This window comes from Bacillus sp. SRI_025 (genome assembly GCF_057592095.1).
The window spans coordinates 794,906-817,472 of sequence record NZ_JBYEGB010000001.1; the positions used below are offsets into that span (position 1 = coordinate 794,906).

Annotated in this window: 20 protein-coding genes; 10 read left to right on the top strand and 10 right to left on the bottom strand. The window is 41.0% G+C overall.

What is annotated here, in order from left to right; genetic code table 11:
- The first annotated feature begins 43 nt into the window (after positions 1–43).
- From AC20OE_RS04070 to AC20OE_RS04090, 5 genes are all read left to right on the top strand, one after another.
- On the top strand, positions 44–1,282 hold the full coding sequence (locus tag AC20OE_RS04070; RefSeq protein ID WP_047203725.1) for a carbohydrate ABC transporter permease: 1,239 nt from the start codon (positions 44–46) through the stop codon (positions 1,280–1,282).
- 1 nt (position 1,283) lies between these two features.
- A complete protein-coding gene (locus AC20OE_RS04075) occupies positions 1,284–2,126 on the top strand; it encodes a sugar ABC transporter permease (RefSeq protein ID WP_039182698.1) in 843 nt (280 codons plus the stop codon).
- Between the two features lie 11 nt (positions 2,127–2,137).
- Entirely contained in the window at positions 2,138–3,346 is a 1,209-nt protein-coding gene (locus tag AC20OE_RS04080) for a glycoside hydrolase family 53 protein (protein WP_039182699.1), read from the top strand.
- Between the two features lie 23 nt (positions 3,347–3,369).
- Positions 3,370–5,436, top strand: a complete 2,067-nt coding sequence (locus AC20OE_RS04085) for a beta-galactosidase (protein WP_059377304.1) — start codon at positions 3,370–3,372, stop codon at positions 5,434–5,436.
- Between the two features lie 284 nt (positions 5,437–5,720).
- Entirely contained in the window at positions 5,721–7,049 is a 1,329-nt protein-coding gene (locus AC20OE_RS04090; protein ID WP_058838401.1) for a CitMHS family transporter, read from the top strand.
- Positions 7,050–7,090: 41 nt separating this feature from the next.
- Here AC20OE_RS04090 and AC20OE_RS04095 read toward each other — a convergent pair whose 3' ends face one another.
- The 8 genes from AC20OE_RS04095 to AC20OE_RS04130 form a co-directional block, all read right to left on the bottom strand.
- On the bottom strand, positions 7,091–7,519 hold the full coding sequence (locus AC20OE_RS04095; protein ID WP_039182706.1) for a DUF4064 domain-containing protein: 429 nt from the start codon (positions 7,517–7,519) through the stop codon (positions 7,091–7,093).
- A 24-nt stretch (positions 7,520–7,543) separates the two neighbouring features.
- Entirely contained in the window at positions 7,544–8,494 is a 951-nt protein-coding gene (locus AC20OE_RS04100; protein WP_487268474.1) for a DUF2705 family protein, read from the bottom strand.
- Positions 8,491–9,420 carry an ABC transporter ATP-binding protein gene (locus AC20OE_RS04105; protein WP_082700869.1) on the bottom strand — a complete coding sequence of 310 codons (930 nt, stop codon included), beginning with the start codon at positions 9,418–9,420 and terminating at the stop codon, positions 8,491–8,493. The genes AC20OE_RS04100 and AC20OE_RS04105 overlap by 4 nt, the downstream gene beginning before the upstream one ends.
- 239 nt (positions 9,421–9,659) lie before the next feature.
- Positions 9,660–10,181: a tubby C-terminal domain-like protein gene (locus AC20OE_RS04110; protein WP_487268476.1), complete on the bottom strand. Its 522-nt coding sequence runs from the start codon at positions 10,179–10,181 to the stop codon at positions 9,660–9,662.
- A 250-nt stretch (positions 10,182–10,431) separates the two neighbouring features.
- The gene (locus AC20OE_RS04115) at positions 10,432–10,770 is read right to left on the bottom strand and encodes a zinc ribbon domain-containing protein YjdM (RefSeq protein WP_024423969.1); all 339 of its coding nucleotides are present in this window, start codon (positions 10,768–10,770) and stop codon (positions 10,432–10,434) included.
- 92 nt (positions 10,771–10,862) lie between these two features.
- On the bottom strand, positions 10,863–12,002 hold the full coding sequence (locus tag AC20OE_RS04120; protein ID WP_059377312.1) for a glycerate kinase: 1,140 nt from the start codon (positions 12,000–12,002) through the stop codon (positions 10,863–10,865).
- A gap of 31 nt (positions 12,003–12,033) precedes the next feature.
- Positions 12,034–13,305 carry a GntP family permease gene (locus tag AC20OE_RS04125; RefSeq protein WP_059377314.1) on the bottom strand — a complete coding sequence of 424 codons (1,272 nt, stop codon included), beginning with the start codon at positions 13,303–13,305 and terminating at the stop codon, positions 12,034–12,036.
- Positions 13,306–13,423: 118 nt separating this feature from the next.
- A complete protein-coding gene (locus AC20OE_RS04130) occupies positions 13,424–14,536 on the bottom strand; it encodes a CdaR family transcriptional regulator (RefSeq protein ID WP_487268479.1) in 1,113 nt (370 codons plus the stop codon).
- 159 nt (positions 14,537–14,695) lie between these two features.
- Between AC20OE_RS04130 and AC20OE_RS04135 the strand changes: the two genes are divergently transcribed.
- From AC20OE_RS04135 to AC20OE_RS04150, 4 genes are all read left to right on the top strand, one after another.
- Positions 14,696–15,346 carry a TetR/AcrR family transcriptional regulator gene (locus tag AC20OE_RS04135; RefSeq protein WP_058838395.1) on the top strand — a complete coding sequence of 217 codons (651 nt, stop codon included), beginning with the start codon at positions 14,696–14,698 and terminating at the stop codon, positions 15,344–15,346.
- Between the two features lie 69 nt (positions 15,347–15,415).
- Positions 15,416–16,669: an MFS transporter gene (locus AC20OE_RS04140; RefSeq protein WP_058838394.1), complete on the top strand. Its 1,254-nt coding sequence runs from the start codon at positions 15,416–15,418 to the stop codon at positions 16,667–16,669.
- Positions 16,666–18,990: an FtsX-like permease family protein gene (locus AC20OE_RS04145; protein WP_487268482.1), complete on the top strand. Its 2,325-nt coding sequence runs from the start codon at positions 16,666–16,668 to the stop codon at positions 18,988–18,990. Before AC20OE_RS04140 ends, AC20OE_RS04145 begins: the two co-directional genes overlap by 4 nt.
- Positions 18,991–19,006: 16 nt before the next feature.
- Entirely contained in the window at positions 19,007–19,768 is a 762-nt protein-coding gene (locus AC20OE_RS04150) for an ABC transporter ATP-binding protein (protein ID WP_059377326.1), read from the top strand.
- A 32-nt stretch (positions 19,769–19,800) separates the two neighbouring features.
- On the opposite strand, the gene AC20OE_RS04155 is transcribed toward AC20OE_RS04150, so the two are convergent.
- Positions 19,801–20,013 (bottom strand): hypothetical protein, encoded by a 213-nt coding sequence (locus AC20OE_RS04155; protein WP_058838595.1) that lies wholly within the window; start codon positions 20,011–20,013, stop codon positions 19,801–19,803.
- Between the two features lie 411 nt (positions 20,014–20,424).
- Between AC20OE_RS04155 and AC20OE_RS04160 the strand changes: the two genes are divergently transcribed.
- Entirely contained in the window at positions 20,425–21,603 is a 1,179-nt protein-coding gene (locus AC20OE_RS04160) for a Rap family tetratricopeptide repeat protein (RefSeq protein ID WP_212044498.1), read from the top strand.
- A gap of 94 nt (positions 21,604–21,697) precedes the next feature.
- Here AC20OE_RS04160 and AC20OE_RS04165 read toward each other — a convergent pair whose 3' ends face one another.
- Positions 21,698–22,546, bottom strand: coding sequence for a PRD domain-containing protein (locus AC20OE_RS04165; RefSeq protein WP_039182729.1), 849 nt, complete (start codon positions 22,544–22,546; stop codon positions 21,698–21,700).
- Between the last annotated feature and the right edge of the window lie 21 nt (positions 22,547–22,567).

The window sequence follows — 22,567 nt, forward strand, 5'->3', positions numbered from 1 at the left end:
CACACACATAGTGGAATCAAAGACACACCGGAGACGGGCGCTAATGTTCTCCCTTATACCCGGGATGGGGCAGATATACAATAAACAGTACGGCAAAGGGGCACTTTTTTTCCTATTCGGCGTCTCTTTTATCATCGTATTTTATGATTTATTTAATATTGGCTTCTGGGGGCTGTTCACACTAGGTACGATGCTGCCTCGTGACAACTCTGTTTTCCTTTTGGCAAAAGGGATTATTGCACTGTTAACAGCTGGTTTTGGTATCGGCTTTTACGTACTCATGATGCGTGACGCTTTTATAAACGGAAAAAAACGTGATCAAGGGGTTCCGCTCCATTCCATTCGAGCTCAATATCATCAGCTTATCGACCAAGGCTTTCCTTACTTAATGAGCACTCCTGCTTTCTTTTTACTTCTATTCTCTGTTGTCTTTCCTATTATGTTCAGCTTTGCGCTGGCTTTTACGAACTACGATCTATACCACTCGCCTCCTGCAAATCTGATTGATTGGGTAGGGATCAAGAACTTTCAAAATATCTTTTCAATTGATATTTGGAGAGACACTTTCATTGATGTACTTGGCTGGACCGTCGTATGGACGTTGGCTGCGTCGACCCTTCAATGTGCCATTGGCATCTTTCTAGCGGTTCTGCTCAACCAGAAGGATTTAAAGGGAAAACGGTTTTTTAGAACGATTTTGATTCTTCCTTGGGCTGTTCCAGGTTTTGTGACCATTTTGGTGTTTGCCGGACTGTTCAACGATACATTTGGAGCCATTAACAACACACTTTTTGCATCGATTGGGATTGATCCAAAACCATGGCTGACAGATCCATTTTGGAGCAAAATCGCCCTCATTGCGATGCAGACTTGGCTTGGATTCCCTTTTGTTTTCATTATGACAACCGGTGTTTTACAGGCGATTCCAGAGGATCTATACGAAGCTGCGACCATTGATGGGGCAAACTTCTTTCAGAAATTCCGGTCCATCACGTTACCGCTTGTCCTTTATTCCATTGCGCCTATATTAATCACGCAATATACGTTTAACTTTAACAACTTTAATATCATCTATTTATTTAATGGCGGAGGACCACCTGTGGCTGGCTCAACTGCCGGGGGAACGGACATCTTGGTTTCTTGGATTTACAAACTCACGATGCAGTCTTCTCAATATGCACTTGCTGCCGCAGTCACGATCTTACTTTCAATCTTTGTCATCGCCATTGCACTCTGGCAATTTAAGAGAACGAATTCATTCAAAGAGGAGGACATGATGTGATATGGGATCAAAACAAAATAAGCTCATTCGCCTGAGTATCACTTATTTTATCCTTTTCATTGCCTCCATTTGTATTCTATATCCACTGCTTTGGACGATCGGTGCTTCCTTTAATCCTGGGAACAGCCTGATGAGTACCAGTATGTTTCCGAAGGATCCAACGTTCAGCCATTTCACCGAGCTGTTCTTCGGTCAGGGGGCACTTTATGCAAAATGGTATTGGAACTCAATGAAGATCAGTATTGCCACTATGGTTTTAACGCTGATTCTTGTTAGTTTTACAGGCTATGCCTTTTCCAGATTCCGCTTCAAAGGACGTAAAAATGGGCTGATGCTCTTTTTGCTGCTGCAAATGATTCCTCAATTTTCAGCGCTGATTGCGATTTTTGTTCTTGCTCAAATGCTTGGACTCATTAATAGCCACCTTGCCCTGATTTTGATTTATGCAGGTGGACAAATTCCGATGAATACGTATTTAATGAAAGGCTATCTTGATGCGATTCCGAAGGATCTCGATGAATCAGCCAGAATGGATGGCGCAGGGCATTTCCGGATTTTCATCCAAATTATTATGCCGCTCGCTAAGCCCATCTTAGCCGTTGTCGCGATCAACTCATTTACAGGTCCACTGGGTGATTTCATCATTTCCAGTGTCATTGTCCGCTCACCCGAAATGTATACGCTCCCAATCGGTCTGTACAATCTTGTGTCAGATAAAATGGGTGCCAGCTACACGACCTTTGCAGCCGGGGCTTTACTCATTGCGATTCCAGTCGCTTTATTGTTCCTTGTTTTACAAAAACAATTTGTGTCCGGCCTCACACAAGGCGGGACAAAAGGATAAGGGGAGATTTGATGAAGAAATGGTTGCTTGTCACTGTTGCCTTTTTCTTTCTGATAGGGTTAGGTGTTTTGCCTGAAGCTAAGGCAGATGCGATTTCTGTTCAGCCGATCAATGGATTGCAAGGTGATTTCATCAAAGGAGCCGATATCTCTATGCTTGCAGAAGTAGAGAAAAGCGGTGGCAGATACTACAACCAGAACGGACAGCAGGTTGATCCGCTCAAGCTATTAAAGGATAAAGGCGTCAACTATGTGCGTATCAGACTGTGGAACCATCCATATGACAATCAAGGCCGTGCTTATAACGGCGGGACAAATGATCTCAATACAGCCATCGCTTTATCGAAACGTGCAAAAGCACAAAATATGAAAGTGCTGCTTGATTTTCACTACAGTGATTTCTGGACGGATCCGGGTAAACAATTCAAACCGAAAGCGTGGGCGTCCCTCTCACAAAGTGATTTAGAAAAAGCAGTCGGCACTTACACAGGCGATGTGCTCAAAGCGATGAGAGCGCAAAATGCCTTGCCGAATATGGTTCAGGTCGGGAATGAGTTGAACTCAGGTATGCTGTGGCCAAACGGAAAAAGCTGGGGTGAAGGCGGTGGTGAATTTGATCGGCTCGCTGCTTTGCTAAAAGCTGGCACAAATGCCGTCCGCTCTGTCGATTCAAACATCAAAATCATGCTTCACCTTGCACATGGCGGAGACAATGGTGCATCCCGCTGGTGGTTTGATGAAATCACAAAACGAGGCGTCTCATTCGATACAATCGGTTTATCTTATTACCCGTATTGGGACGGCGGCTTTAGCGGTCTTACGTCCAATATGAATGATATTAGTGCCCGCTATAACAAAGACGTCATCGTGGTGGAAACTGCTTACGGCTTTACGACAGCAAACGGTGACAACCTAGATAACTCATTTAATCAAGACTCTGTCAACACAGCCGGCTATCCAGCCTCACCTCAAGGCCAGGCATCTTTTATACGAGATCTATCCGAAAAGATTTCAAAAGTAAACAACAACCGCGGAAAAGGATTCTTTTATTGGGAGCCGCTTTGGATTCCAGCGAAAGGTGCTCCGTGGTCTAGTCAATACGGGCTCGCTTATATTCAAACCACCGGTACTGTCGGAAATGCGTGGGAAAATCAAGCGATGTTTGATTTCAACGGAAAAGCACTACCTTCTCTTGATGTATTTAAACAAATGACACCGTAACTAAAAGGATAGGACGTGACAAAATGGGAAAGCGTTACCCACTCGTTCACCCAAATGTGAAAGGCTTTTTGCATGGTGGCGATTACAATCCAGATCAATGGCTCCATATGCCAGAGATCATTGACGAAGATTTTCGATTAATGAAGCTTGCACACTGTCAAACATTCTCCATCAACATATTCGCATGGAGTAAGCTAGAGCCAAAAGAAGGTCAATATGACTTTGCTTGGCTGGATGACATTATGGACCGCTTGGCAGCGCAGGGGGCACACGCCATTCTCGCTACGCCAAGCGGGGCAAGACCTGCTTGGCTGTCGCAAACATATCCAGAAGTATTGCGCGTCGAAGCGAATCGTCAGCGTAACTTACATGGACTGCGCCATAATCATTGCTTCACCTCTCCGGTTTATCGAGAGAAAACGAACACACTCAACCGGCTGCTTGCGGAACGCTACAAGGATCATCCAGCACTGATCATGTGGCACATTTCAAATGAGTACGGCGGCGAGTGTCATTGCGATCTTTGCCAGGAAGCATTTCGAGACTATTTGAAGGACAAATACAATCATGATCTTGAGGCTTTGAATCAAGCATGGTGGACAGGATTTTGGAGCCACACGTATAGTGATTGGTCACAAATCGAGTCTCCCGCACCACACGGGGAGCACATGATTCACGGCATGAACCTGGATTGGAAACGCTTTGTCACAGCGCAAACGATTAATTTTTATCAAAATGAAATTGAACCGCTGCGGGAATTGACGCCTCATATCCCAGTAACCACGAACTTTATGGGTGACTATCCACATATGCGTCCATTCCTTGGGCTGGATTATCATCAATTTGCTAAAGAGGTCGATGTGATCTCATGGGATAGCTATCCTGCTTGGCATAGCGGCAGAGAAACAACGGCCGAATTAGCATCAAACGTCGCCTTTGTACATGATTTGTATCGTTCATTAAAGGACGGACAGCCGTTTCTCGTCATGGAGAGTACGCCGAGCCTTGTGAACTGGCATGAAGTCAACAAGGTCAAACATAAAGGCATGGCACACCTTTCTGCCATGCAGGCAATTGCCCACGGATCAGACTCCGTGCTTTATTTCCAGTGGCGGCAAGGTCGAGGCGCCTCTGAGAAATTCCACGGTGCCGTTGTCGATCATTCTGGCCATGAACATACGCGCGTGTTTCAAGAGGTAGCTGATCTAGGAAAACAACTGGAGCAGTTGCAGCCAATTGCGGGCACATCCGTTCAGCCAGAGGTTGCCATCATTTACGATTGGGAAAACCACTGGGCCATTGATGATGCGCAAGGCTTAAATAATACAAACAAACGATATGTAGAGGCTTGTCAAACTCACTATCGAAGCTTTTGGAAAAAAGGCATCCCTGTTGACATTGTCGGGATGGAAAAGGATTTCTCATCCTATCGTGTGCTCATTGGGCCAATGCTCTACATGATCAAACCAGGCGTTGCAGAAAAAATTGAAGCCTTTGTCAAAGAGGGCGGCATTTTTATCGCGACTTACTGGAGCGGCATGGTCGATGAAAATGATCTCTGTTTCCTCGGCGGTTTCCCTGGTCCTCTCCGCCATGTACTTGGCATTTGGGCAGAGGAAATCAACACATTGATGCCAGATGAACATGTGTTAATGACGACAGGAAATGGACGCACCTATCATGTCGGACAATATTGCGAATCCATACATCCTGAAACGGCCTCTGTGCTAGGGCATTTTGAGAATGGCTGCTACGAAGGACAGCCAGCCCTGACTGTCCGTTCATTAGAAAAAGGGAAGGCATACTATATGGCCTCAGAAAATGAACAGGCTTTTTATGATGAGTTTTACGAAGACCTTATCGCAGGCATTGGCATACAGCCCGTCCTATCCACTGCAATTCCAGAAGGAGTCAGTGTACAAAAACGAACAGACGGTACGCAGGACTATGTGTTTTTGATGAATTTTTCAGAAGAGCAGCAGAACATGTCACTAGATTCAGAGGCAAGCTATGAGAATATACTGACTGGCCAACAAGTGCCTGAGCAGCTTCAACTTGATCCTTACGAGTACGTCATCCTGAAAAAATAATTGAAAGAAGCGTCCATTTATTGGGCGCTTTTTGATTTTAATGAGTATATATACCCATATTTATCGCTGTGAATTTATTAGTTATTTTTTATCTAAATTTTTTTGCAATATTTGATGCCGCATTACGACTGGTCTCTCCATCCTTTTTTACCATTGTATAGGTATGAAAGCGGTTGCTTCATACTCATAAATTTGATAATCTTTTTTTTCAATGCACCTATGGGAGTGCATTGGATGAAAAGAATAGATAAATGTAAACGGTTTATTTGCAGGGGGAGGGGCTTATGTTAACGTTTGTTGGATTGTTGATTATTTTAACGATTGTTGTGCTGCTGATTTGGGGGAAAGCAAGTCCAATTGTCGCCATGGTCATGGTGCCTTTAATAGGGGCACTCATCGCGGGATTTGGGATCAATGACATTCAAACCTTCTTTGAGGAAGGGATTATCAAAGTATTGCCGGTGGCGACCATGTTTATCTTCGCCATTTTATTTTTTGGCATTTTGCAAGATACAGGGTTCTTTGAACCTGTAATTAAAGCTTTAATCAAGCTGACAAAAGGAAATGTTGTCACAGTTGCAATGGGAACTGCTTTAATTGGGGTTATCGCACACTTAGACGGAGCAGGGGCTACGACCTTTTTATTAACTGTACCTGCACTGCTTCCGCTTTATAAAAAATTACATATGAGTCCTTATTTGCTACTGTTATTAATCGGGACGAGTGCCGGATTAACCAATATGATTCCATGGGCCGGACCGACTGGACGGGCAGCAAGTGTCCTAAATATGGATCCCTCTGAACTGTGGGTGCCACTCATTCCAATTCAGCTCATTGGCGTTGTGCTCGTATTAGGGATGGCATTCATTTTAGGAAAAAGGGAAGAAAAACGAATTCGGGTGAAAATTGCTGCAAATGAAATAGCTGCGGTTCAACTAGAAGGTGCAGATTGGGATCGTGCCATTCAGTCTATTAGTGAAACGGGAGACGCCTCTTTAAAGCGTTATCATCTCATCTGGGTCAACCTCATCCTATTTGTATCTGTTGTCGTGCTTCTCGTGTTGAACGTGATTCCTGCTAGTTTTATGTTTATGATTGGCCTGTCACTGGCACTATTGATTAACTTTCCGAATGTGAATCTGCAAATGGAAAGAATTAAGGCACACGCACCTAGTGCGCTGATGATGGCGGCTGTCATTTTCTCCGCAGGGTCATTTTTAGGAATTCTTGAAGGCACGGGGATGCTGAAAGCCATTGCTGTGGACAGTATTCACATTTTACCAGCCTTCTTGCTGCCATTTTTACATATCATTGTTGGGCTGCTTGGGGTGCCGCTGGATATGCTGACAAGTACAGATGCCTATTATTACGCCCTTCTGCCAATTGTTGAATCCATTACATCTGAAGTTGGCGTACCAGGCACTTCTGCGGCATATGCCATGATGATTGGGAACATCATCGGAACCTTTGTCAGCCCGCTTGCTCCCGCTGTTTGGCTCGCTGTAGGTCTTGCAGGGGTTGATATGGGGAAACACATCCGCTACTCTTTCTTTTGGATGTGGGGATTCAGTATTATCCTTCTGTTCGTGGCGATGCTGATTGGCATCATTTAAAAAGAAAGACATGCGCGGATATGCGCATGTCTTTTCTATCATTATGAAGGATATTCACTTGTGTGAATGTCTGTATTCGGCTTTCTAATAAGAGACATTAATCCAATGATAAACAATAGAACCATTGGAACGAATGCAAGGCCAACTGTTCCAATTAAAAGAGTCACAGCAGAAACCAAGAAAAGAATACCTGATAGCACGGCACGACGGTCAGTTTTCAAGAAAATCACACCGACAATCGACAGCACAGCCGCAATTGCGGAAACGACCATGAACTGAGTACCAAATGCATGAACCGAAGCCTGAAGCGTTTCGATCGGCAATGTTTCTCCTTCCTCTTTTAACACTTCATTGATTTCATCATAAAAAGATGGACCTACAGAAAGGATTAATGCCCCAAACCCAACACCAATGGCATTGAGGACAATACTAATAATCCCCATAATTTTTTCACCTTTACGTTTCATCATGTGTAAACCTCCTAAAAAGTTAAATTAACCTGTTTTCACTTCACGCTTTTGGAAGACAATTAAGGCAATGGCTAAGAAAATAGCCCAATAGATGACTAGGACGATTAATGAGAATCCTAGAGACATACCTTCGATAAAAGTAGGTGTGTCCGCGAAATATTGTGCAGGATCGTTGGCAAACAATAAGTATTTCGCCCAATCAAAGAAGAACATCAAAATGCTTGTGATGGATGCTCCAACAATATAAGCTAACACACTAATCGCAATAGAAAGGGCCTCACTTCTAAATACCGTTGAAATGGCAAAAGAAAGTGTTCCTAGTACAACAAACATAGCACAATGTGCCAAATAATATGACACCATATTTATAAGCTGAGATTGTTCAATGACTTTACCATTTTGATAGGACAAGTACACATAATCATGATTAAGTCCAAAGAAGATCGCACCTAGAATAAATGACAGGATAAATAGGACCGCGATCAGAAAGAGAGAGTAAAGTTGAACGGTAAAGTATTTAGATAAAAGAATTTTCATTCTTGATGGTGGACGGATGAGTAATAATTTAATTGTACCATGCTTATATTCAGCCGAGACAATCGTCGCTGCAATGATAATCACAAATACACCGACCAGCTGAAGCAAATCAGCATTGATCTTCACATAAGCCCATGCATTTTTACCGAATTGATCTACAGGAGGTAAATTATGCTTGATTCGATACTCATTGATTGCTATTTCGCTTTCAAGGGATCTCTTATAAAATCCTATATTATCCTCTTTCAATTCTCCCTTGTTTGCTTTATTGATCGCTTGCAGTTCAGTCTTCCAATCACCTGAAGCTTGATCTTTGTCATTTGTTTTCACTGCAAAGATCAGCGTGGCAACCATACCTAATACAAGAAGCCCAACCATAATCCAAGTACCAATACGATAACTGATCTTCATCCACTCGTTTTGAATGAGGCGAATCATACGTCTGCCTCCTTTTTACCTGTTAAGCTTAAGAACTTATCTTCTAAGGTTTGTTTTTCGATTTTGATTTCGTACAAATGAATAGACGCGCTGCTCAAATGACGAATTAATTCTGGCATTTTTTCTTCTAGCATAGAGAAAAATAAGTACTGCTCTTCTTCTCTTACAGTGATGCCTTCCTCAAATGCACCAATTAGTTTCTGTGCTTCTTCAAGCTCCCCGGCTGCTACCTTCATTCGATAATTAACCAAATCATCCTGCTTCGTCTCAGCACGTTGATCCTCAATGGCAACTAGCTTTCCTGTTTGGATAATTGCAAAGCGATCACACATCAATTCCATCTCTGACATGAGGTGACTTGAAACAATAACAGCAAGCCCTTCTTCCTTTGCAAGCCTTCTCAAGTAATCTCGTATCATTCGAATCCCCTCAGGATCAAGTCCATTGGTTGGTTCATCTAAGATTAGCAGTTTCGGTCTATGTATGAGTGCCTGCGCAATGCCCAATCGCTGTTTCATTCCTAATGAAAATGTACTCACACGTTTATGTTTCACATGCTGTAAGCTGACTAGCTCTAACAGCTCATCAATGCGCGCTTCATCCACTTTCCCATTCATTCTGGCAAAGTGAACAAGATTTTGTCTTGCCGTTAAGTGATTATACATTTCTGGGTTTTCAATAATGGCACCGACATCTTGGATGGCATGCTGATAGGAGGTTTGAATACTATGACCATTAATCAGAATGTCACCAGATGTAATGGGAGAAAGACCGACCATCATACGAATGGTTGTTGTTTTCCCTGCACCATTTGGTCCTAAGAAGCCAAAGACTTCGCCCGCTTGGACAGAAAAGCTCAAGTCTTGAACAATCTTTTTCCCGCGAATATGCCTAGATACATTATGCAGTTCTAAAACGTTCGTCACGTTACCTCTCCTTCTTTGTCTAAGTATCATCTATCATTCTATTTCCTGATAAACACCATGATCCGTCAAAAATAGAAATACACTTCCATATGGTACAGCAATGCCCAAAAGTTGTGAAGGGGATTAGCCAAAATTTAGCGAATCATCTGCCTTTTTTAAGGTAGGGTTAAGGTAATGATTTAAAATACTGTTTATAGAATGTGGGATTCAAAATGATGATGCACTTATAGGATCCCCGCTTACTCTCTTAACATAAATATATAATAGAGGCATGCGATAAGATGTAAAGATAAGTCACCCTGCTTTTTTTCAATATTAACTGTTACAGGAGGTATTATTTTATCGTATGTAATTTCAGCTATCGTCTGCTCTGAGTTTTCTAATCTAACACGTTTATTGGAAAAATCTTTCTTTAGATAGTATATAGTTTCATTTATTATTAATTTCATAGTTGGATTTATTTTAATTTTAATTCTATCTTCTAATAATAACCTTCCTTTATCTTTACATTCTATCACCCAATTTGAACGTAACATTGATTGGAGAGATTTATTTTCAATAGCCTTTACAATCATATTAGAATTCGAATCCATTACTTCAACATTCACATAAAACTCATCAAATATGTGATCAATCAACTTTTCAACTTTGTTTGTATAAAATCTTTTTATAAATCCAATGGTGATTTCTTCTTTATTACTAATTGGTATACATTTGGTCGTTTTTTTGATCACAGGCTTCTTAAAATATCCAAACTCCATTTTTATCTCCCATTTATTTTTAGACTCAATTAATTTATGAAATGATAAGCTTAAATTATTCCAATAATATATACGGATATTCCTTTGAATAGTTCCTCATCATTTTAAAAACTGTATAAAAATATAAAACACCTAATTTATTAAGGGATATGTTTCCTTTAACAATTTAGGTGTTTTTTGTACTCTTATACTTATTTCTTGCTCAGATTTAGCCTTCATCGGCAATTTCTAATAGTATAACTTTTTTTGTTTATATCTTCTTCACAAACTCTGATTTTAATTTCATTGCGCCGAAGCTAGGAATTTTACAATCAATGTTATGATCGCCTTCCACTAAACGAATGCCTTTGACCTTCGTTCCTATTTTCAAAACGGATGATGAACCTTTTACTTTTAGGTCTTTAATGACAGAGACCGTGTCCCCATCACTTAACAGGTTCCCATTCGCATCTTTGACAACAAGCTGTTCCTCTGCCGCTTGTTCTTGTTCAAGTGACCATTCATGCGCACACTCAGGACAAACCAACAGACTGCCGTCCTCGTAAGTATAAGGTGAGCTGCACGAAGGACAATTCGGTAGATTAGACATTTTTGTTTCCTCCAACTTTCTACATCATTTATATCGATTTTACCACATTTCTATAGAAGGAATGTGATAGAAAAGGAAACATTTTTCATCGTTTACTTTTTTATTCCAAATTCTAACACAGCCGCGATATTCCGAGCTGTTCTCTCTACATGGAGATTCGCATCGTGTATCGCCTCAGAAAGAGAGGTAATACCTGGAACAATACTAAAAAGTGCATCAATTCCATGATCATGTACGACTGCACTGTCTTTTGAGAGAGAGCCTGCGATGGCAATCACGGGTAGATTATACTGCTTCGCTGCTTTGGCTACGCCGATTGGCGTTTTTCCATAAATGGTCTGCCGGTCAATTCGGCCTTCTCCCGTAATGACAAGGTCTGCCTCCTTGATGATGTCATCAAAATGAACAGCTTTCAGCACAATATCGATTCCTCTTTGCAAATCGGCTTTTAAAAAGCCTAATAAACTCGCACCAAGTCCCCCTGCAGCTCCTGCCCCTGCTGCATCTTCAAAGGATATATTGAACTGCTTTTCAGCTACTCGTGCAAAATGAGCTAGGTTCTTGTCTAACACTTGAACCATTTCTTCATCTGCTCCCTTTTGAGGGCCGAAAACGGCAGACGCTCCTCTCTCACCTGTTAAAGGATTATCCACATCACAAGCCGCCTCCAGCCGGACAGATTGCAGCCTTGGATCGAGTCCAGATAAATCAATTGAAGCTAATTGATGAAGTGCCCCGCCGCCTGACGTCAGTGCATGTCCTGTTTTATCAAGGAAAGCTGCACCTAATCCTTGCATCATTCCAACACCGCCATCATTTGTTGCACTTCCGCCAAGCCCAATGATCACATGCTTCGCTCCATTATCCAGCGCTGTAAGTATTAATTCACCAGTTCCTCTCGATGTCGTCCATAACGGATTACGTTTTTCTCGCGGAACAAGGTGTAATCCAGAGGCTGCAGCCATCTCTATGACAGCAGTCTGACTGTCTCCTAACATGCCAAAAAAAGCATCCACAGGCTCACCAAGCGGGCCCGTGACCACTTGATGAACAATATGCCCACCCGTCGCATCAACCAACGATTGAACAGTTCCCTCTCCTCCATCTGCCATTGGCAGTTTGATATACTCTGCGTTTGGTAAAATAGAACGAAATCCTCGTTCAATGGCACATGCTGTCTCATAAGCAGACAAACTTTCTTTAAATGAATCTGGTGCGATCACAATTTTCATCCTATCAGCCCCTCATTTCTTATCATGTCCTTTAGCCAAACAGGTGGAAAACGCCAAAAATAATGGTCGATACAACGGTTAATGTCAAACCGATTAACGATTCAAAAGGCATGAGCTTTAAACGCTCTTTAATATCCATTTGAACACTTCCTGCTGTTGCATGGAAAAAGCTCCCGTGCGGCATATGGTCAAGCACTGTTGCGCCAGCATGAATCATGGCTGCCCCTGAAAGAGCAGATACACCAAGCCCAATCAGTGTTCCGCTAAACACACCACTCGCTACCGCCGTGCCAGCTGTTGTCGAAGCAGTAGCGGCTGACATAAATATCCCTGAAGTTGGTGCAAGTAAATATGGAGGTAAACCCGATGCATCAAGTGCCTGAATAAACACATCTTTTAAGGAAGAATTCGATACGATTCCTGCTAATGTACCTGTCCCTAATAACATAATCGCGACACCTGACATTTTATGAAGCCCCGACATCGCATAATCATTGAGAAATTTCCCTTTTTTCATGAAAAGAGCGCCTACAATCCCTCCAATTGGTAAGGCGATCATTGGATCTATATTGATTTGAAAAAGCGGCCTTAAAGCCAACAATAAAATGGTAACCAGTGGACCAGCCAGTGCTTGAAAAAAAGCAGGTATTTGAACTTTACTTTGTCCGGTTTCCTCCTCAAGAACAGGTGTCCCTTTGTTTGCAAGCTTTTTAGCTAATACATATGTAACCGCCAGCCCGAACACAGCCGGAATGACACCTGCAGCCATCATTGAAGTCAGAGGTACACCAAAAGCATCTGAAGCGGCAATGGCATTCGGATTCGGTGACATGATATTTCCTGCCTTCCCGCCTCCAATCATAGCAAGGAGAATTCCCGTTTTTGAGAGCTTTGCGCGTTTAGCAATGGCTAGTGCGATGGGCGCTACCGTAATAACCGCAACATCTACAAACACGCCCACTGCTGTTAAAATCATCGTTGCAAGTGCGAGTGCTAATAGTGCCCTCGCCTCACCAAGCCTTCTCACGATGGCCTCAGCGATCGATAACGCTGCACCCGACTCAATGAGAACACCAGCCAGTACACCTGCCGCCATAATTCTAAGGACAGCTGGAATCATGTCCTTAGCACCTTCCATCATGACGTTGACGGTCTGAACAATATCTACACCGCCAACCAAGCCGCCTATAAATGCACCTGCCAGCATGCCATAAGCAGGTGATACTTTTTTTAGAATGAGAACAATTGCGATCACAAGCGCCGCCATAGCTCCCAAAGTACTTACCGTTACATCTCCACTCATCCTCAATCCCCCTAAAAATATCTTTCTCCAATTGTAAGCGTTTACCCAAAGGGATTGTGTTGTGAATCTGGATGAACTTTTTTCATCTATCACTCTACTCAATTGTGCATTTGCACAATCAAGATAATTGATTCATTAGCTGCGCCATATAAAGCTCGATTAACTGTTTTACATGACGAGGGTCTTTTCCAGTCAATTCTTGAATTTTGTCTAAACGATAACGCAATGTATTCCGATGAATAAATAAACGATCAACAATGCTCTGCAAATCACCGCCCTCTTCAATGTAAACCCTTAATGTATGGGCGAGCTCTGCTTCTTGTGTCAGCGGCTTGTAAAAGTCAGTCCATCGACTTTTCTTTTCAGCAATTCCCGCAATCATGAATAAGCTTTCCAGCTGATAAGACTCAAAGAAATACATACTTTCTTCCGGATCAAGAACCTTCCCTAATTTCAGAGCTTCTCTCGCATGCTGAAAAGAAATTGGCAGCTGGCTGATGTCGTCAGCGACTGTCCCTATCCCCAATAGCACCTTGCCTCCTATTGCTCTTTGCATTGTTCTTTGCAGATGGCCTGCCATCTGCTTTAATTGATGTTCAGGTATGGAATGACTTAAAAGAATCAATTCATGACAAAAGGTCATACCAAGTAAATCATCCGCCTTCTTATCATATTGAATCGCATGCATCAATTTATGAACAGCATCCTCTGAGGATGGAACTGGCTGAAAAACAACAGCCCTTCGGCGCTTGTCTAAATCCATTCCCAGCCAAGCAGCTCGATTTTTCAGCTGATGATCCCCAACATCAGAATATGAAATCAACTGATTGACAATTTCACTTTCTATTCGATGACGCCATTGAACCCGTTCGAGCAGAAAAGATTGCTCTAACACCAGTTCAGCTGCCATCTTCACCAGCTCGGCATGATGCCGAATGTCCTCTGGCTCACCAGTAATCCCAATCACACCAACTATTTGTTCATGAAAGCAAATAGGCAGGTTGATCCCGGGTCTCACTCCTTCTAAGCGCAAGGAGGTCTCCTGGTTAATTTCCACACTGTTCCCGCTTGTCAGAACAAGTCGTGCACCATCATGTTTCTGGCCAATCCTGTTTCTTTCACCAGAACCAATAATGACACCATCTGCATTCATCACATTGATGTTTTTATGTAAAATATGCATCGTACGTTCAACCATTTCTTGAGCCAATTCTCTGGTTAAAAATTGCATGAGTCATCTCTCCTGAAGGTGTTTTCATTCAATGTATCATAGTGTCTTTGAACAATAAATGCAAAGTGTTTAAAACCAGCCATTGACAAAGACACCCTAAAAAGTGTTTAATCAAATCAAAGACCGACCGACAGTCTAGTTAAAAGAAAGGATGCCCTTATGAGAACCGTTAAACATCCTGAGGAACGTAAAAATGACATATTAAACGCAGCAGAAGCGCTTTTTTCAACCAAAGGCTATCAGAAAACAACGATTATTGACATATTAAAAGCCGTTGGCATTGCAAAAGGCACCTTTTATTACTACTTTGCATCCAAAGAAGAAGTAATGGATGCCATTATTGACAGGATCATCAAAGAAGATATCATCGTGGCAAAGCGTATTGCGGCTGATCCAGACCTTCCAGTCGTTGACAAACTATTTCGTATCATCATGGCGCAATCACCTCAGCAAGGAAGCCATAAACAGGGGATGATCGATCAGTTCCATCAGCCTTCTAATGCAGAAATGCATCAAAAAAGCTTAATTAAAGCCATTAAAGAACTATCACCAGTGTTGGCAGATGTCATTCAGCAAGGTGTAGAGGAAGGGACATTCAAAACGAAGTATCCGCAAGAGACGGTTGAATTCCTTCTCGCTTCTGCACAGGTCATATTTGATGATGGCCTGTTCCAATGGACAGCCGAAGAAAGTATACAACGCGCTTTAGCTTTTATCGATATACTTGAATCCTCATTGCATGCAGAAAAGGGTAGCTTTTCCTTCTTGCTGAAGCGATTATCTGGTGAGCAGGATGAAAATAATCAGTGATTGGTCACTTCAATACCAATCCTGCATACATTATAGACTGACGGTCGGTCTAAAAGGAGAGTGATATTTATGAATGGATTATTCAAAAGAGATTCATCTCACTTTATCTACCTCGTTCTCGGACAGATTATTTCCGTTTTCGGATCTTCTCTCATTCGATTTGTTCTATCTTTACATGTGCTGGATATGACACAACGAGTTGATTTATTTGCCTTACTTTTCGCTTTATCCAATATCCCGTTCCTTCTCTCCCCATTAGCTGGTGCAATCGCTGACCGGTTTAACAGAAGGAACTTGATGATTTTATTTGACGTCCTCGCCGGCATCATGATTCTTGCTTTTTATTTCTGGTTATTATCTGGAAATGATTCACTCTACATGATAGGAGCTGTCATGATACTTCTTGGTGTGATGAGTACGTTCTATGCACCTACTGTGATGTCCAGCATTCCACAGCTAGTGAAAGAAGATCAATTAGAACAAGCGAACGGCATCGTCAATGGCGTTCAGGCACTTTCAGGTGTTCTCGCACCTGTTATCGGTGGTGTTCTATACGGAATGATTGGAAGTCAATTCATTATAGGTGCCAGTGCCATCGTATTTTTCCTATCTGCGTGCATGCTCTTACGATTAAAAATACCCTTCTCCTCTAGTCCGCTGACAGATTCTATGGGCAAAGTGCTCATAAAAGATATGAAACAAGGATTTTCTTATATCGGCAGCCAGCCGTTTCTAAAAAGAACCATGCTGCTTGCTGCAATGTTAAATTTCATCCTTACACCATTTTTTATCGTAGGTGGCCCAATCATTTTAAGGGTTACAATGAAAACCAGTGACATCATGTATGGAGTAGGAATGGGCTTGATTGAGTTCGCTGTCATCGCAGGTGCTCTGCTAGTTGGACTCGTAGCGAAGCATTGGCGCATTCCTACTTTATATCGCTGGATGCTTGTCATCGCCATCATCCTACTGCCTGTGGCGTTCTCAACATCGACTATGGCTCTACAATTTGGCACTTATCCAGCTTATTTTCTCTTTTTAGCAGGATGTCTTCCAATTGCTATGCTGCTTACAATGATCTCGGTCGTTGTGATATCACATATTCAAAAGAAAACTCCAAATCAGCAATTAGGAAAAGTGATGGCCAATCTAACAATGGTTTCTCAATGTGCAGTTCCGCTTGGTCAAATGATGTATGGGTTCTTGTTTAATACGTTTTCAGCCAACATGTATGTGACTGTGTTAATCGTCAGTGTTTTCATGTTTGCCCTAGCCTACCTAACAAAAAATATGCTTCAACATGAAGGGGAATCAGCCTCATGAGATTCGCCTTTATAAAGAAAGACTTAACCCGCCACCGTCTTATTTCAATTGGTTTAACTATTTGCATCATGATGACTTCATTTCTCGCAGCAAGTGCCGCTCAAATGACAGTACAGCTGAATGGATCCATTTCTGGCCTGCTCCATTCTGCTAAAGCGCCAGACTTTGTCCAAATGCATGACGGCGACCTAAATGAAAAAGACATTGAAGCATTTTCAAGTAAGCAGTCCATGGTAAAAGCTCATCAAATCGTCCCTATGATACCAATTGAACATGCAAACATCAGGTTCGGACATGAGCCTGCCAAAGCAGGTGTGATGGATCATTTATTTGTGAAGCAAAATCGCAATTTTGATTTTCTTTTAAATCAACAAAACGAGAAGCTCATTGTCAATAAAGGTGAAGTGGCTGTCCCAATTTATTTTCAACAAAAGTATCATCTCAACATAGGTGAAACATTACTGATTGAGAAAGGAGCTAATCAATTCACCTTTCGCATTAAAGCGTTCTTGCGAGATGCACAAATGAACCCCAGTCTAGTCAGTTCAAAAAGATTTCTTCTTCATAACGAGGATTGGGACGCAATAAATCAAGTGTTTCAACAAAAAGAGTACTTAATCGAATTTTTACTGCATGATGCCGCGCAGACAGATGCTTTTCAAGCAATCTATCAATCATCACAGATGCCACAACAAGGCCCAGCTGTCACACTGCCTTTGCTGCGCATGCTGAACGCATTGACAGATGGAATGGTGATTGCCATTCTTTTGCTTGTTTGCCTGCTGCTCATTAGTATAGCCCTTCTCTCACTCCATCTTGCTATGACGGCTTCTATAGAAGAAGATGAACGTGAAATTGGCATACTGAAGGTACTTGGGATTCCTTTAACAAAAATTAAGCAATTATACGTTGGAAAGTATGCCGTGCTTGCTTGTGCAGGATGTATAGCAGGCTATGTGTTAACACTTATATTTGGTGATATGTTTACGGCCAATATTCAGCAATACATGGGGAATCAGCCTTCTTTTGATCATTTGTTAATCCCGCTTTTTGTTTCTATTGTGACAGCAATGATCGTCATCTCTTGCAGCTATGCTGTCCTAAGAAAGTTTGGTCAAATATCAGCTGCTCAAGCCCTTCAAGGTGGTATCCATTCATCGAATCATAAGAAAAAAATACCTATGCACCTCAAGAAAAGCAGGTTCTTACCGATCCACATTTGGCTTGGTTTAAAAGACCTGATATCACGAAAGAAGTTGTACACAACGATTACTTGTATTATTGCACTTTGTACATTTTTAATGCTGATGCCTATTCAGCTATGGCATACCTTACAATCACCGAATTTCATCACCTACCTTGGCTCGGGTAAAAGTGACCTTCGAATTGATATACGCCAAGGAAATCAACTAACGAAAAATATAAACGAAATAGAATCAATGATTCGTGAAGATAGGAGCATTCAAACAGCAGCCATCTATGAGACTGCTTCTCTTCAGGCGAAATCAAAGGAGAATTCATTAGAAACGCTCTATTTAGAAACAGGTGAGCTCTCAGCATTTCCCCTCACCTATTTACAAGGCCGGCAGCCTTTAAAGAATGATGAAATTGCCTTATCCGTGTTAAATGCAGATTCACTTCAGAAAAAGATAGGAGAAAGAATCACTCTCGTAACTAACGGGCATGAAACCCAAAGAACGGTGACAGGTATTTATCAGGACGTCACCAATGGAGGCAAAACAGCAAAAGCAATATCACAGCCATTTCCTCAATCAGCTCTTTGGAAAACCATTCAAATCCAACTAAAACCAGGAGTAAATATTGCAGAGAAAAAGGCGATATTTGAAAAAAAGGTATCTCCTGCAAAAGTGACAGATATGAAAGAATACGTTCATCAAACGATCGGCAGCACAGCAGCTATCGTAAAAGTCGTTGCATTTTTTGCTACATTAGCTGCTTTTGGGACCGCCAGCTTAATGCTGTTCATGTTCTTGCACATGTTAAAAGCTAAAGATTCAAGCCGGAACAACATGTTAAGAACAATTGGGTTTTCTATAACAGATATAACAGCACAATATATAACAAGTTTTATCGTTGTTCTCTCTTCTGGTGCCTTTATTGGAACAATCGCGGTCAATACAATTGGTCCTGCTTTGATGAGTGTCGGTGGAGCTTCATTAGGGGCGTCGAGCCTTCAGTGGCTGTCATCGCAATGGGTGTCGGTTGTGTATCCACTCATACTATTTATTGTCAATTTAGCTTTGATCGCCTGGTTATTGAAGACGTTTTTTTCTAGCCAAACGACAAGGCATACACTTTAATAAGGAGTTGTTTCACATGGAACACTTGATTGAAACGAAGCGATTGTCATTGCATATCAATTCATTAAAAGGACAGAAACAAACGATTCTTAAGGATATTCATTTATCGATAAAGCGCGGGGAATTCGTGACCATTATGGGACCTTCTGGATGTGGAAAAACATCCTTACTTTATCAGCTTAGCGGCATAGAAACAGCTTCAACAGGAGAGATCAAATATAAAGGCCGAACACTATCAGAAATGACAGAAAAACAGTTAAGTGCTCTGCGCTTAACTGAGATGGGATTTGTCTTTCAGCACAGCCACTTATTAAAAAATCTTAATCTATTTGACAACATCATTGCAGCAGCTTATTTAGCAAAGAAAAAGCCAAGACAAAAAGTGAATGAACGAGCTCAATATTTAATGGAAAAACTTGAAATTGATCATTTGGCAAATAGATATTTGACAGAAGTATCGGGAGGACAGCTTCAAAGAGCCGCTATCTGCCGAGCGCTCATGAATGAACCAGACATACTTTTCGCTGATGAACCCACAGGTGCTCTTAATTCCAGTACAACAAAGGAAGTGATGAATATTTTTTCAAGAATCCACTCTGAAGGAGCAACACTGCTGCTTGTTACACATGACCCCAAGGTGGCTCTTCGTTCTGAAAGAATCATGTTTATGAATGACGGAGAAATGGCAGACAGTTTACAATTAGGAAGATATGATCGTTCAACTGCCGAGAACCGAGAAATGAGATTAAATCAATGGCTGCAAAATTTAGGTTTTTAATTTGAGTAAAATCAGGCAGGAAACTGCCTGTTCTACTTTTTCTGGCACTCAAACGAGTAATCCATAGACAAACTATTTGTTTCTAAGATGATTTTGCCGCCAGCTTGTTGACAAGATTCTGTCAGCAGCTCAATTTCTTTGCTATAGAAGTATCTCTTTGACATATATAGAGTCACTAAAACAAGTAAAAGAGTCGTGATAATGACTGTGATTTGTCTGTTTAAGCTTTGAAATCTTTTTTTCATTTCAACATCCTTTCTAAAAGGTCGGAGTTTGTGTTTAATACTTACTTTTGTCGTCATCTATCAGTTCCTTATCTCATGATCTAGCAACATCATACCTGATTTTCTTTCCTAGATCGACCTTCCATTTTCCCTCTGAAATAGCTAAAATTTCTTTTTTCCAAATATACGAGTGTTATTTTCGATCATTATCATAAAATCCATTGTATAAATCCCTTTTTTAGATTTCCAAAAAGAGATCTTATTCATTTGTGTTAACAAGCAATCACCCTTACAATATCGTACATCGCATGACCTTAGGTCCTTTTTATTACCTCTTGTCAATCACCTCACCGAAACGATTATATTTTACCAAAAATTGTGATATCGTTTTTTATGAAACAGGTGAAAGGATCTTAAAGAGGTGAAATTTCCATGGCTATCATTTCTGCTGAACAGGTGGGGAATCGTTTAAATGATTGGAGAATTGCAATTCGCAAGCATGATGTACACAGTGCAAAAGCAATGTATACAGAATTAAAGGAATTACTTCAAAAAATGGAAGAGAATCAGGAGGTCTTGACCTATTACTCATTGCTAGAAGGCAAGTATAAGCTCATGTTATATGAACGAAGAGGTACGAAACTGAAAGAACAGCCAGAGCCGGATTGCCCCTCTAAAACAAACGACTTAATTGAATACTATTTTTACCTATACAAAGCTCTTTACGCGTCATATAAAAGAGACTATGCATCAGCCATTGGACTGTTTAAAATTGCCGAGAAAAAACTACAACACATTCCTGATGAAATAGAAGTAGCAGAATTCCATACGAAAATCGCTAACTTATATATGCTGCTTCGTCAAAGCCTAATTTCTCTACACTACATTCAGAATGCTATTGATATTTTCAAAAGCCATGAAGGATATGAAAGAAGACTAGCTGCAGCCTTTGTCATCGCCGCTGCTAATTATATGGACATTGGCGACTTTATAAGGGCAGAAAATTACTACAAAAAAGCATTACACATCGCAGACAGTCTCAATGATCATTTTCTAACATCACAGCTTTATCATAATATCAGTATTTTGTACGCCGAAGCTGGCGAATCAAAAAAATGTATCGATGCCCTAGAAAAGGCTCTTAGTGACGAAGACTATCTCTCATCGTGTTACTTCCATCACTCCATGTACATGTTAATGAAAGAGCTGCTTTCTATCGATGAAAGGACACAAGCTCTCTATTACTTCGAATTGGTTAACCAAAAACATGAATCAGAGAAATGCCCCATCTATACAGCAAAAATGAATTTGCTTTACCATCTATATTTCACTGAAGATATGGCTCAAAAAGCTCAAGCCTGTTTCGATGAAATCAGCATTCTTAAAAAATTAAAAGATGCTGAAGGAGTCTGTGAATTAAGTGCATTAGCAGCAAAACACTTTGAAGAGCTGGGAGCAATTCATCTAGCCTATCTCTTTTTGAAGGAAGCTGATCACATGAAACATCCTATCATTGACTGGGGGAATTCTAATGAAAAAAATGAGTTTATTGATTATCACTTTGACCATCGTTGTTTTAGGACAAACAGGGACTTTCAATTCATTAAATGATGAAAATGGTACAACAGAACGACCTATCGGAACTTAATATAAACATTTGCCAAATAAAGAACCACTCGCCTCATCAAGGCAAGTGGTTCCACATTTATTTTAGTTGCTGATAGGATATGAGGCGGTGTATATGTACCGCAAGATAAGTAAGCTCATCATTAGGAATGATGATACTATGCACCTGTTTAATATAGTCTTTGATCTTAAATGCAACATCCATCGCTTGAGGATATAAATGTGCAATTTGTTCAAATAACTCATTTTCTTGATCTGATAATAATTTATCAGCATAAAACCTTTCTACAAAGAATTTCACATGTGTAATGAAACGACTATAATGAATATTCTCTTGATCCATTTTCATATTCAACGTATAGCGCACAAGATTAACAATACTTCCGATCATCTTGGCGTATTTCATACCATCTTTCGACTCGGACTCTTCACCTAATGCATTAATCAAGTGGAAGGCGATATTGGCAGCTTCTTCTTTTGGTAATTGTATGCCCAATGTGTCATTGACTAACTCAAGTGCGTAATTCCCTACTTCAAATTCTTCTGTATAGTAATTTTTGATTTCCCAATACACACGATTCGTAATATTAATATTCTTTTTATGACGTTCCACTGCAAAATTCAAATGATCCATTAAGGTAAAATAAACACCTGAATTTAAAGTTGAGTTTAAACGTTTTTCTGCATATTGGACGATTTGCTGAGTTAAATCGATAAACTCCTGAGCCATTGAATCTAACAATTGAAGAAATTCTTTTGCTCTCATGTTATCGACTGACATAAAGACTTGGTCCGCTTTTTTCTCTTCTATCATTTGACCTGGTTTCTGGCCATAGCCAATTCCTCGGCCGAACAAAACCATCTCCTGTTGGTTCTGATCTTCAGCCAGGACCACGCTCGAGTTTAAAACTTTTTTGATTTTAAACATCGTCATCACCTGTTTTCATGA